8 protein-coding genes and 1 pseudogene are annotated in these 13,917 nt (G+C 44.6%); 5 read left to right on the forward strand and 4 right to left on the reverse strand.

What is annotated here, in order from left to right:
- Positions 1-240 precede the first annotated feature (240 nt).
- The 4 genes and pseudogenes from dnaK (at position 241) to ACTXGJ_RS10220 (ending at position 4,965) form a co-directional block, all read left to right on the forward strand.
- Positions 241-2,181 (forward strand): molecular chaperone DnaK, encoded by a 1,941-nt coding sequence (gene dnaK / locus ACTXGJ_RS10205; RefSeq protein ID WP_443565881.1) that lies wholly within the window; start codon positions 241-243, stop codon positions 2,179-2,181.
- 367 nt (positions 2,182-2,548) lie between these two features.
- Positions 2,549-3,094, forward strand: coding sequence for a porin family protein (locus tag ACTXGJ_RS10210; protein WP_439242009.1), 546 nt, complete (start codon positions 2,549-2,551; stop codon positions 3,092-3,094).
- A 242-nt stretch (positions 3,095-3,336) separates the two neighbouring features.
- Positions 3,337-3,792 (forward strand): annotated as a pseudogene (locus ACTXGJ_RS10215) (NfeD family protein); the annotation flags it as partial.
- Between the two features lie 291 nt (positions 3,793-4,083).
- Positions 4,084-4,965: an SPFH domain-containing protein gene (locus tag ACTXGJ_RS10220; RefSeq protein ID WP_439242007.1), complete on the forward strand. Its 882-nt coding sequence runs from the start codon at positions 4,084-4,086 to the stop codon at positions 4,963-4,965.
- A gap of 87 nt (positions 4,966-5,052) precedes the next feature.
- Here the strand turns inward: ACTXGJ_RS10220 and hemN are convergent, their stop codons facing one another.
- Positions 5,053-6,603, reverse strand: coding sequence for an oxygen-independent coproporphyrinogen III oxidase (gene hemN, locus ACTXGJ_RS10225; protein ID WP_439242005.1), 1,551 nt, complete (start codon positions 6,601-6,603; stop codon positions 5,053-5,055).
- 294 nt (positions 6,604-6,897) lie between these two features.
- A complete protein-coding gene (locus tag ACTXGJ_RS10230; protein WP_443565884.1) occupies positions 6,898-9,429 on the reverse strand; it encodes a penicillin acylase family protein in 2,532 nt (843 codons plus the stop codon).
- Positions 9,430-9,713: 284 nt separating this feature from the next.
- Between ACTXGJ_RS10230 and ACTXGJ_RS10235 the strand changes: the two genes are divergently transcribed.
- Positions 9,714-11,285, forward strand: coding sequence for a YifB family Mg chelatase-like AAA ATPase (locus ACTXGJ_RS10235; protein WP_443565885.1), 1,572 nt, complete (start codon positions 9,714-9,716; stop codon positions 11,283-11,285).
- Positions 11,286-11,443: 158 nt separating this feature from the next.
- Here the strand turns inward: ACTXGJ_RS10235 and ACTXGJ_RS10240 are convergent, their stop codons facing one another.
- Complete coding sequence (locus ACTXGJ_RS10240) at positions 11,444-13,153, reverse strand: formate--tetrahydrofolate ligase (RefSeq protein ID WP_443565887.1); 1,710 nt, start codon at positions 13,151-13,153, stop codon at positions 11,444-11,446.
- A 1-nt stretch (position 13,154) separates the two neighbouring features.
- The gene (locus ACTXGJ_RS10245) at positions 13,155-13,844 is read right to left on the reverse strand and encodes a phosphoglycolate phosphatase (protein ID WP_443565889.1); all 690 of its coding nucleotides are present in this window, start codon (positions 13,842-13,844) and stop codon (positions 13,155-13,157) included.
- Between the last annotated feature and the right edge of the window lie 73 nt (positions 13,845-13,917).

Genomic DNA, 13,917 nt, shown 5'->3' on the forward strand with positions numbered 1-13,917 from the left:
AAGCTAATAATCCTTATTAAAGGTAAGGATATTCACAAAAATTCACACAAAAGCGAATTATTGCGCTGTTATTGACTTGAAAAAATACCAGCGCAAACCGATATAAAGCAACAAGTGACCACATATGGTCTGATAGTTTGATTTTAGCTTGAGTTTTTGGCAGCTCTTTTTTGATAGTTTGGATGCACAAAAACTGCAAGCAACCCAATAGAAATTTAACAACATTTGGAGCAATTAATTATGGGTAAAGTAATAGGTATTGACTTAGGAACCACCAACTCATGTGTAGCGGTAATGGAAGGCGATAGCGTCAAAATTATCGAAAACGCTGAAGGTACGCGTACTACCCCTTCAATCGTCGCTTATAAAGATGATGAAATTTTGGTTGGTCAATCTGCCAAGCGTCAAGCAGTCACCAACCCGAATAAGACCCTGTTCGCTATCAAGCGTCTGATCGGTCGTCGTTTCGATGACAAAGTCGTGCAAAAAGATATCGGCATGGTACCGTACAAAATCGCTAAAGCCGATAACGGTGATGCTTGGGTTGAGATCAACGGTAAAAAACTTGCGCCACCACAGGTCTCTGCTGAAATATTGAAAAAAATGAAAAAGACAGCCGAAGACTATCTTGGTGAGAGCGTTTCTGAAGCCGTTATTACCGTTCCTGCTTACTTTAATGATTCACAGCGTCAAGCAACCAAAGACGCGGGTAAAATCGCCGGTCTTGATGTAAAGCGTATCATCAACGAACCAACTGCAGCAGCACTCGCTTATGGTATGGACAAAAAACAAGGTGATAGCACAGTAGCAGTCTATGACTTAGGTGGTGGTACGTTTGACGTCTCAATCATTGAGATCGCTGATGTCGATGGCGAGCAGCAGTTTGAAGTATTAGCGACTAACGGCGATACTTTCTTAGGCGGAGAAGACTTTGACTCAGCGCTTATCGACTACCTCGTTGATGAGTTCAAAAAAGAGCAAGACTTCAACCTAAAAGGTGACTCTCTTGCAATGCAGCGTCTAAAAGAGGCGGCAGAAAAAGCGAAGATTGAGCTATCAAGTGCTCAAAGCACTGAAGTGAACTTGCCTTATATCACTGCCGATAGCAGTGGTCCTAAACATTTAGTCATTACTATTAGCCGCTCAAAACTTGAGAGCCTAACTGAAGATCTAGTCAAACGTACGATGGGTCCTTGTAAGATTGCTCTTGAAGATGCTGGCCTAAAAGTTGGTGATATCGATGACGTTATCTTAGTCGGTGGTCAGACTCGTATGCCACTAGTACAAAAGCAAGTAGAAGACTTCTTCGGTCAAGAGCCACGTAAAGACGTGAACCCTGATGAAGCAGTAGCGGCCGGTGCAGCGATCCAAGGCGCGGTACTCTCTGGCGACAAAACTGACGTACTATTGCTTGACGTGACGCCATTGACGCTAGGTATCGAAACCATGGGCGGTGTGATGACGCCAGTTATCGAGAAAAACACCATGATTCCTACTAAGAAATCACAAGTGTTCTCAACGGCAGAAGACAACCAGCCTGCAGTTACCATTCAGGTGTATCAAGGTGAGCGTAAAATAGCTAACCAAAATAAACTCTTGGGCCGTTTTGACTTGACCGATATACCACCAGCGCCGCGCGGTCTGCCGCAAATTGAAGTGACTTTCGACATCAACGCTGATGGTATCATGAACATCTCAGCCACTGATAAAGGCACGGGTAAAGCACAAAGTATCCAGATCAAAGCAGACTCTGGTTTGTCGGATGAAGAAGTCGAGCAAATGGTACAAGACGCAGAAGCTAACGCTGCTGAAGATGAGAAGTTTGCAAACTTAGCGCAAGTGCGTAACGAAGCAGACGGCCGTATCCATGCAGTACAAAAAGCCTTAAAAGAAGCAGAAGATAAAGTCACTGAAGAAGAAAAATCATCAGTAGAGACGGCTATCTCTGAGCTTGAAACGGCTACTAAAGAAGACGATCATGACGACATCAAAGCTAAACTTGAAGCGCTAGATAATGCTTTCTTACCGGTTAGCCAAAAGATCTATGCTGATAATAGCGCAGGCGGCGAAGGTATGGATCCAGGTCAGTTCCAGCAAAGCACAGAGTCAGCAGATGCAGCGCAGGATGATGATGTAGTAGATGCAGAGTTCACCGAAGTGGACGAAGACAAAAAGTCATAATTGATACTACTGGCAATACCTTAAAGCTAGTTTTATATAAGTATTAGAAAAACGCACCTGTCGAGGTGCGTTTTTTTATTGGTTAGTCGTTATCACTAATTGAGTCATTATGAGTGCGGATGGACATAAATTTTATAAAAAATCTAGTTATGTAACAAAAGATTTCATATCTCAGTCTTTGTAACTTAGTTACTGATATTTGCTTGCAAATCTTAACCCGTATGCCCTCAAACGTAGACACAGCGTATGACATGTTTTGTTACTATATATTCATCGTTAGCAAACAGGGCGATAAGGCTGAAAAAAGCCTTAATAACTAATTTAAGTACTAACTTGTTTGTCAAAATATGAAACTCAGGAGATAAAGATGAAAACTTTACAGAAAACTCTATTAGCACTAGCCGCTGGTTCTTTAGTAAGTGTAGGCGCACAAGCTGCCGTAACTTATGGTAGTGGCTATGCCGGTCAGCCATATGTTGGTGTTAAAGTTGGTCAATTCGACTTAGACGTTGATAACGCTGATGATCCAACTGCATATGGTATCTACGGTGGTTATAACTTTGACCCTAATTTCGGTCTAGAAGCTGAATACGTAGGATCAGATGATGCTGACTATAGAAACGGTGATTTAGATGCTAAGACTTACGGTGCTTATGGTACTTACCGTTATTCTTTCCCAAATACAGGCTTATATGCTAAAGGTAAGCTTGGGGTAGCAAAAACTAAAGTAGAAGGTGACTATACCGTTGGTCCAGTTAAGGTCTCAAACTCTAGCAGTGATACTGGTATCGCCGGTGGTGTTGGTCTAGGTTATTCAGTTAATCCTGACTTTGGTGTAGAAGCTGAATATTCTATGATGGATAGCGATGTCGATGCCAAGCTTATCACTGTTGGTGCTCATCTAAAATTCTAGTCTGAATTTATAAGCTAAGATTTACTTTTTAGCTCAGCTAGCACGATAAAACGATCACTTCGGTGGTCGTTTTTTTTTGTATAATTTTAGGTCAAAGTCCTTTTAATCTTATGCAGAATCATAACTTTTATATGGTGAATGCTCTTAAGTTATAAATAACAGTATGATATTGATTTTTAAGATAATATTAATAACCGAGATGTGCTACATTAAAAGCTAGAACAATAAAGGGAGTCGCCGCAATGATTGAGACTATTTGGATGCTGGAACCTTGGCATTGGTTGGTACTAGGTTTCTTATTGATGATTGCTGAGATTTTTATTCCCACCTTTGCTAGCCTTTGGTTCGGTGCTGCTGCTGTGATTGTTGCAGCGTTGTCTTGGTTATTGCCTATTCCTGTTGTAGCACAGGTGCTCATATGGCTTGCACTATCTGTGCTATTTATGTTCGCTTGGATCAAGTATATTAAGCCCCTATCGGTAAACCGTACCAAAGCAGGACTAGGTGGCAGCGTGATCGTTGGTGAGACTGGTATGATAGTGCTCAAGCCGCAAGCTGATAAATCTGGCATGGTACGTTTCAATGTTCCAATAGTTGGCGCGGATGAATGGCCTTGCCGTACCGAAGGCAAGGTAGTAGAGGTTGGCGATAGGGTAGTAGTGACAGGTATCATAGGTAATGAGCTCATGGTCGCTCCGACTCAGCGCATCACGGCGGCCACAACTGAAGTACAGCCTAATATTGCGCCTAAAGTAGAGACTCAAGCTCTTAAAGGAAAAACCAAAAGTAGCCGCTTAAACCTAAATAAACCTAACCTAGATAGGGTACGTCTAAAAAATAAATTTACGGATAAGTAGTCCGTATATGCCAATAATATTTTCAAATTAGAGCATGAAGTAGCAAGATAGAAGAGATAAAAGAAATTAGGAAGCTGAAATAAATATGACCTATTGCTGCGTCATTTATGGCAAAGGTTCAAGGAGAGCGTTATGAACAGTATTTTAGGTATCTTAGGTGGTGGCGGTATCGTCATGGTGGTACTAATTGCCTTGATTATCTTTACCGTTTTTAAAGGGGTAAGGATTGTTCCTCAAGGTTACAAGTGGGTGGTTCAGCGCTTAGGTAAATTTAATCAGACGCTTGAGCCTGGTCTGACGCTGATCATTCCTTTTATCGATAGAGTAGCCTATAAAGTCACTACCAAAGATATCGTTTTAGATATTCCCTCACAAGAGGTTATCACTCGCGATAACGTGGTAATCATCGCCAACGCTGTGGCTTATATCAATATCGTACGCCCAGACAAAGCCGTTTATGGTATTGAAGATTATGAATACGGTATTCGTAATTTGGTACAGACTTCCTTGCGCTCAATCATCGGTGAGATGGATTTAGATAACGCTTTGTCTAGTCGTGATGAGATCAAAGCGCTACTCAAAAATGCTATCTCAGAAGATATTGCTGATTGGGGAATTACGCTTAAGACGGTTGAGATTCAAGATATTAATCCCTCACAAACCATGCAAGCGTCGATGGAAGAACAGGCCGCTGCTGAGCGTCTACGCCGTGCTACCGTTACTCGCGCCGATGGGCAAAAGCAAGCGGCTATCTTAGAGGCGGACGGCCGCTTAGAAGCTTCACGCCGTGATGCAGAAGCGCAAGTGGTCCTAGCCAAAGGTTCTGAGGAATCCATTCGCTTGATTACTGCGGCGATGGGCGATGAAGAGATGCCTATTGTGTACCTGTTAGGTGAGCAGTACATTAAGTCGATTCGACAATTGGCTGAATCTGATAATTCAAAAATGGTGGTATTGCCGGCTGATATCTTAAGTACGGTCAAAGGTATGGTTGGCGACAAGCTCAAGGTTTAAACAACGACTTGCTCAAATTTTATTTTTAGCTCTAAAAAGACCTCAATTGAGGTCTTTTCGTTCTCTACTATCTGTTTTTAAAGCTTATTAAATCACTTTAGAAAAGCGATTCTTGTGCTTTTTGTTTAGATACTCATCGAATACCATCGCTACGTTACGTCCTAAAAAACGGCCTTTGGGCATAATACGGATACCCGCCGCGTCCATATCGATAAGCTTATCTTCTTGCATAGCGCCAAGCTGCTCAATCTCATCAATGAAGTAAGTAATTGCATCGATACCGAACTTTTGATTCACATCTTTGAAGTCGATATAGTCATGACAGAGTAGATTCATAATCACATACTCTCGCAGACGATCTTTGATAGAGGTTTTAATGACTTTCGCCGCGGGCATAACGTTAGGGTTGCTGCGTGCTGCGTTAATAGTCTCTTGATAAACCTGCAGGTCAGTATGGTTTTGCATAATATAACGGTTGCTGCTATTGGCAATCTGGCTAATAGCGGAGACCCCAAAGCCTAACAAATCGCAATCACCCATGATGGTATAGCCCTGAAAATTACGGTGCAGTTTGCCCGCACGCTGTGCTATCGCTAACTCATCATCGGGTTTAGCAAAATGGTCAATACCTATGTACTGATAGCCGGCCTCGGTCAGTGTATTTACCGTATCAGCAAGCATCGTTAGCTTGTCGCTTGGACTTGGCAAGTCCTCATCTTTGATCTGCCGCTGTGCTTTAAAGCGTTCTGGCAGATGCGCGTAATTAAATACCGATAACCGATCCGGTGCCATCTCAATAATGCGTTGTACCGTTTTGTGCAAAGTCTCAGGCGTTTGATGCGGCAGACCATAAATTAGATCGAGATTGATCGAATGAAAGCCAAGCGCTCTTGCCTCAGTCAAAATATTAGCAATAAGCTCTGCTGAGTGCACGCGATTTACCGCAATTTGCACCGCTTCTTCTAGATCCTGTACCCCTAAGCTAATTCGGTTAAAGCCAAGATTGCGTAGTGTCTGTAAAGTGTTATCACCCAGTTCACGTGGATCAATCTCAATAGAATAATCGCCTTCATCTTCAGGCAAAAATTCAAACTGAGTTTGCAAAAACTCCCACAACCGTACTAACTCTTCATCACGCAAGAATGTTGGCGTACCCCCGCCTAAGTGCAGCTGCTTAACCAGTGGTTTTTTGCCTTCTTCAACTGCCAATAAACGGCGTTTGTGTTTAATCTCGCTAAATAAGTATTCTAGATAATCGCCTGAGTCGCTGTTCTTTTTAGTAATGATTTTATTACAAGCGCAGTAGTAGCACAGATGACGACAAAAGGGGATATGAAAATATAACGATAATGGCGCGCGTGTTTCACGGCTCTGGAGGATTTTGGTCTCTAAACCATCAGCTATCTCTGAGAACTCTAAAGCGGTCGGGTAAGAGGTGTAGCGTGGTCCTGAGCGATTGTATTTATTAATAAGTGCCTGATCAAAGCTAGGCAACTGTTTATTGCCACTATCGCCGCGTAGGCTAGCGTAAGGGTTTGCAACTTCAACGACAGGACGAGCAGTAGTAGGCTGCTCACCTGCATGATTATAAGGCTGTTGAGAGTGATTTGGATTAGAAGGGGTTGAATACTCTGTCATGCGGCGCTCCTTTCACGTTAGCGGCAATGATAGTCAGCTGAAGATTCAGCTAAAAACAGATAGGCTGTTTAGGACTGTTTTATCAAAAAAATGGCTGAATCAATAGTTTGTATTGTAGCAAATCCTTAGCTCTATTAGGGTAATTCAGTGGTTTTATATGTCTGCTATTTATTTGATTGCCGTTAATGGTTTGCAGATGGATAAAGGTAGACTTAATCAAAAAGGCCTCAGAATTATCTGAGGCCTCTTATACAAAGTGCTTTATAAAAAGTGCTTAAGTTCTACTTACGTTAATTATTTGTCTTCTCTGATTTTTAGCACTCCACCGACTGCTTTTTCAGCGATTTCACTGCGACTAAAAGGTACTTTAATCCAGTCTTTGGCTGAGTAGCGACGCGTCTGATCACGATGATAAGGGCGCGTGCTATCCGCTGATTGCGAGTAAGCTAGTAGCGCTTCTACGACAGGGCCGTTATTATCAAAAGTGACCGACTGCATATAAGTGGGGCCATTATTGATGATGTAGTTACCGGCATCATTAGGTCCAGGTCCTCTTGCGACGTTGAACAGGCCTTCACCGGTACCTAGACCGCCATGCATAGGGATTTTTTCGTTATTATTACCAGCGTCAAAGACATACTGCACGCTACCTAGAGTAGCATCAAGGGCAATGCCTTTATCTTGGAAATACTGAATAGAATCTGCTAGCGCGGTACGAGTTTTAGAGCTAATAATAATATCGCGCGGCGTATTGACCGGATCGTTGACATCGAAGCGTACACTAAATAGATCTTCATTTTCAGTGGTTTCTTCAAAGCCAACGTTTCTCCAGAACTCTCTAAAGACGTGCGCGCCTTCGCTATCGATGTCGTTACGGCGGTCCCAATTACTTAGGACATTACAAGCTTGCGTAGCGTCAATGGTCTCGCCATTAGTCAATGGCATAATAGGATTGGCGCTGCAGTCGGCCAACACGTCATCTAGCACCAGTTCAGCGGCATAACTGCGATTACTGTAGACCACTTCTTGCATGTTGTCTAAGTTAAAGGTAGTACCGCCAAGACCATCATTATTATTCAGACGATCCTGTATCTGTACCAGTCCCATACGTGAGCGCATAAGTAACGGCACACCATCGACAGGGGTAGCACCTAAGAAGGGAGTGAGTTGACGACGGAGCAAGGGCGAGAAATCAGTTAAAGGTTCTTGAGGGTTACTTAACCAATAGCTGTCGTTAGAATTGGCGACATAATCATCACGAATCAAGAACGGCAAGTTTGAGCGTCCAAAGATACCTGCTTGCGGTGAGTCATCATCATTGCCCCATTCACAGGCTGCTGTATCCCCTCGCAGTGCTGGCAAGCCAAAGTTAACAATGGCTTTTAGGAAGAGATTGCCATCAGTACAGCTCTCAAGCTTCTCTTTGGTTACATGCGGTACGGTGGAGATATCAGCGTAGAGCGCTTTACCATAGCGGTCAGTGGCGATAGTGTTGACGAAGCCTAGACCGACCATATCTTGCATTCTGTCGACGAGATCCTCGACGCCAGTAGCTTTGTTCATGCTACGCCATTGATTCAATGAGCGCGCATTTTCTGCAGCGGCATCACGAATGGTAAAGGCGCTGTTATTCTGGCCCCACGCTGGCAGTGCGCCGTTGACGAGATTAACAGCTAACATCGGACCAAAGTGTGAGGAATAAACAGGCTGAGTCAACGTTTCGTTGTTGGGTAATTGAATGGTCACTTCATCCATGCGGATATCGCGCTGCTCGACGACGCCATCCTCATTGGTATAGTTATACTTCATAGGATCGCCATTGACCAGATCAAGCTGATATAGGGTGAAGCGCTTGGCAGTAGAGACGGTATGACTCCAAGCGACATCTTTATTGAAGCCAATATTGATAAACGGCTGACCTTGCTGGGCTGAACCCATGACATCAATCTCACCGGGTATAGTCAGATGAAACTCATAAAAACGCTGTACACCATTCCACGGCTCATGGGGGTTGCCATACATAACCCCTTCGTCTTTACCGGTGACCTCACTACCAAATGCGTAAGCATTACTACCGCCATCCATCGCGTTAATGGTCGACATATCGAAATCGAACCCTGCCGCTAAATCTGCAGCAGATGTCGACGAAACTGAGTTTAAGCTCATCTCTGTAGCGGAGTCTGATTCAATAGAGCGCATTCTACTGCTACCCATAACGACGTTTTCTGCTGGCGGAGCGGCAGCTACAATGGGACTGACAAAGTTAGAGAGCCCGCCGCGCAAATTGGCTTTGCCGTAAAGGGCTAGCAGATCATCAGTACTGATCTCTCGTACCCACTCAGCGCCGGCACAATCAGGATCGATGTTTTCTACGCCTGTATCACGCAGATAGCGACTAACCCCAGCGGCATAACCAGCTACCGCATCGAGCACTTCAGGCTCTTGTGCATTCAAAAACTGAGCACGTTTGGCTGGTGAGTTATACCAAGTATAGAATACATCGCTAGCCACACTACCTTCGTCACCTAGATATAGCATACTCTTACCACTAGAAACCACAATCTCGCGGGCAAGCGAACAAATATTATCTTCGGCAAAAGCGTAGCCGACGCCATAGCCTAAACCGCTATAGTCGTTAGCAGTGATATGCGGAATTCCAAACTCAGTGCGTTGAATATCAGCAGCATATGCAGAGGAGGTAGGAGGTGTGACGACTTGATCGTTGAAGCTACTATCGCTATCCGAACAACTGACCAATCCAAACGAGACGGCCACTGTTAATAGCGCTAATTTCGGCGCGCGCCGATCGCGTGTTATGATTTTCATAAGCTTTACTGTCCTTAGTTAATAATGGCTTAAAGGCATATAAAATAACTACTACAACTACCATCTTCAGCCTTCAATAAATTCCTTTTATTGCTAGTAGTGTACAACTGCACACTTATGATATAACAATACTTAAGAGCTTTCCTAGTTAAATGATAGATTCGTTTAAATAAACAAAGCTTTTGGGTAGCTAATAATTAGCTGACTCAGCTTACAGAAGACGACATTTGCGCACTAATTGATAATACTCTATTATAAAACCTCCCTTCTGTTAGGAAACGCTCATGTCGTTTGCGCAAGTCTATACCCGTTCGGTCGTCGGTCTACATGCGCCAAAAGTGATCATAGAAGTACATTTATCACAAGGCTTGCCTGCGCTTACTATCGTTGGCTTACCAGAAGCGGCGGTACGTGAGAGTAAGGATCGGGTACGCTCCGCTATTCTGAATTCCGGCTTTCAGTTTCCTAATCGGCGCTTAACGATCAATCTTGCACCTGCTGACTTGCCAAAAGATGGCGCGCGTCTTGATCTGCCGATTGCTATCGGTATCTTGGCAGCTAGTGGTCAGCTTGAGCCGGAAGTGTTATCAGGGTTTGAGTTTATCGGCGAGCTGGCGCTCAATGGTGAATTACGGCAAGTAACGGGCAGTTTAGCAGTGGCTCGAGCGATAAGAGCAGAAGCTTTAGCAGCAAAGACTGCAAAAGTCGCGCAAACGCAAATGTCAGCAGACAAGATAGCCGCAAATCCGTCCACGCAATTAGTCGTGCCTATTGAGAATGGCATGGAAGCTAGCCGCGTTGAAGGGGTCGAGGTGCTAGGCGCTACAAGCCTACAGGCGGTATGTAAACACTTACAGTCGTTAGCAGATCCAAACGCAAGCGCTGAGCGTTTAGAGGTCGTCATTCCTAGCATTACGCAAAAGCGAGCAGGTTATAAAGTCGATCTGGCCGATGTCAAAGGCCAACATCATGCTAGGCGAGCGCTTGAGATAGCGGCGGCTGGCGGGCATTCGCTACTATTCACTGGGCCGCCAGGCTCTGGCAAGACTTTGATGGCGTCGCGTCTACCGACTATCCTGCCAGACTTAAGCGCTGAAGATGCGCTAGAAGTGGCTAGTACTTATTCAGTCGCCGATAGCGATTATGATTATGGCACACGCCCCTTTAGGCAAGTGCATCACACCATATCAGCAGTAGCACTCGTTGGCGGCGGTTCTCGTCCAAAACCTGGCGAGATAACATTAGCCAACAAAGGTGTACTTTTTTTGGATGAGTTGCCTGAGTTTGAGCGCAGCGTGCTCGAGGTATTGCGTCAGCCATTAGAAGCTAAGCAAATTACTATCAGCCGTGCTAATTCGCAGATGACCTTTCCGGCCAATTTTCAGCTAGTGGCGGCGATGAATCCATGTCCGTGCGGCTACGATGGTGACGCCTCTAATCGCTGCCGCTGTCGTCCTGAGCAGATTAAGCGCTATCAAGATAAGCTCTCAGGGCCGCTGCTAGATCGTATAGATCTGCATATCACTGTGCCGGCGCTCCCTATAGCTGACTTGCAGAATAGGAGTCGAGGGGAGAGCTCAGAAGCAGTTAGGGAGCGGGTCACGGCTGCCAATAAACGGCAAATCACCAGACAGAATAAAGCGAACAATGAGTTAAGTCCTAGTGAGCTCGATGAATACGTGGAGCTAGGCGAGAGTGAACAGCAGCTATTACAAATGGCGCAGCAGCGCTTGAACCTATCGGCGCGTGGTTATCATCGGGTATTACGAGTGGCGCGTACTATAGCTGATCTGACAGACAGTCACGATATTACTAGCGCCCACGTATCTGAAGCGCTCAGTTATCGAAGCAAATAAATTATTAAAAAAACCTAGTTGACGTAGGTTGCGGCTTTAGCCTAGCTTAAAATCCTGCAAAATTATGGGGCTGGGCTAAAAGCGCCAGCCTACAGAGTCCAAATAAATTTAACATTTTGCTAATCAGTATTTATCAATAGCTATACAGCCTCTAGTATTTAAAACAATCCGGTAATATTACCTGTATCATCAACATCGATACGTTCAGCCGAAGGGTGTTTAGGCAAGCCAGGCATCTTCATAATAGGGCCACAAATCACTACGATAAAGCCGGCGCCGTTAGAGATACTAATATCACGCACCTGAATCCTAAACCCAGTTGGCCTGCCAAGTAGCTTGGCATCGTCACTAAGCGAGTACTGAGTTTTAGCGATACAAATCGGCATTTTATCTAAATTCAATTGTTCTAACTGGCGTATCTTGGACTGCGCAAGGGAGCTGATATCGATATCGGTAGCGCCATAAATACGCTGAGCCACCGTGCGAATTTTATCCACAATACTATTATCGCTATCGTGCAAAAACCGAAACTGGCTGGGTTGCTGTTTTGGAGTCTCGAGCACTTCTAGTAAAGCCTTCGCTAGCACTTCACCGCCAGCGCCGCCTTTTTCCCAGACTTGAGTTGAGGCAACTTTGACGCCTTTTGCTTGGCAAGCTCGTTTGACTAATTCCACCTCAGCATCAGTGTCGCTGACAAAGTGATTGATGGCGACAATGACTGGTAGACCATAGACATTTTGCATATTATCGATATGCTTAAATAAATTAGGCAAGCCTTGCTCAAGTGCTGATAAATTCTCTTGGGTGAGCGCATCTTTTTTGATGCCGCCGTTGTATTTTAGCGCGCGGATAGTGGCGACGATAATCGCCGCATCGGGCGTTAGGCCTGATAGGCGACACTTTATATCGCAGAATTTCTGCGCGCCTAAATCGGCACCAAAGCCAGCTTCGGTAAGCGTATAATCCGCTAGATGCTGCGCCACGCGGGTAGCGATAACTGAGTTGCAGCCATGAGCGATATTGGCAAACGGGCCGCCATGTACAAGGGCTGGCGTGCCTTCTATAGTCTGTACTAAATTAGGCTTGATCGCTTCTTTTAACAACGCTGCCATGGCACCTTGCGCGCCCAAGTCTCGAGCATAGATAGGCTGCTTATCTGTATCAAAAGCGATTAAAATATTGCCTAAACGCTGTTTTAAATCATTCAAATTCGTCGCCAAACAAAAAATAGCCATCACCTCAGAGGCTACAGTAATATCAAAGCCATCTTCCCGGGCAACGCCGTCAGTGCGTTTGCCTAAGCCACCGATAATATTACGTAGTTGCCTGTCGTTCATATCTATGGCACGGCGCCAGAACACCTGCTTAGGATCAATGTTGAGCGCATTGCCTTGATAGATATGATTGTCAATCAGTGCCGCTAATAAGTTATTGGCCGCGCCGATAGCATGAAAGTCGCCAGTAAAGTGCAGATTGATATCTTCCATCGGTAGCACTTGCGCGTAACCGCCGCCAGCCGCACCTCCTTTCATCCCAAATACTGGCCCTAGCGAGGGTTCGCGTAAGGCTACGGTCGTTAATTTGCCATCGTCTTTTTGTCTGTGTAAACGATTAAGCGCGTCGGCTAAGCCAATAGTCACAGTAGTTTTGCCCTCGCCTGCGGGCGTCGGATTGATCGCTGTGACTAGTATTAGTTTGCTGTTTTTAGCTTTAGCTGGGGTGCTCAGTACCTCACCTGCATTTATTTTCGCTTTATAATGACCATAAGGCTCGATGTTATCTATCGATAGGTTTAGCTTTTTGGCGATATCTTTTATAGGATATAAGGTTGCATTTTGGGCGATAGTAATATCACTAGGTACAGTCATATCAAAGCTCTTTTTTGTCTAAAAGGTAGCGAGTCAAAGTCGCAAAGTCATCAAAGGCTTGCGTCGGCTGGAAGTCGCGAATATCTTGACCGTAGTTATAACCATAAGAGAGACCAAGGGTATCTATGCCAGCATTTTGTCCGGCTAAGATATCGTTTTTTGAGTCGCCTATCATAACCGCTTTATCAAGCATAACTCCTAACTTGTCACAAACATGAAATAGTGGCGCCGGATCAGGTTTTTTGGTAGACAAACTATCACCGCCTAATACCTCTACAAACCATTCCTGCCAACCAAATGACTGCAAAATTTTGGGTACAAAACGAATGGGCTTATTAGTCACTAATGCTAAGGTAAACCCTGCATCATGTAGCGCTCTTAGTCCACGATCGACATTCGGGTAAGCAACTGTTTTGCTAACCTTAAGACTACTATAAGCTTCTAAAAACAGCTGCTCAGCATGATCGGCCTCTGCTGCAGTAAGCTCACCCTCCGCAATGTCCGTCTTGCCAACCAATGCTCGCTCTACTAGTAGCCGTGAGCCATTACCGACCCAACCTTTTATAGTTTCAAGTGAGTAGGTGGGCAAGCCTAGCTGCTCAAGCATAATGTTAATCGCTGTCGCCAAATCAGGAACGCTATCGATCAAAGTGCCATCAAAATCAAAAATCAAAAGCTGCTTATTCTGCATAAATTTTTACTCATTATTAGGGCGTATTGTTCATTCAAAGAAGCTAAAAACGGCTTTTAGTGGTGCCACTTTA

Source organism: Psychrobacter sp. 1Y11, from assembly GCF_052259045.1.
In the GTDB taxonomy this organism is placed as follows: Bacteria; Pseudomonadota; Gammaproteobacteria; order Pseudomonadales; family Moraxellaceae; genus Psychrobacter.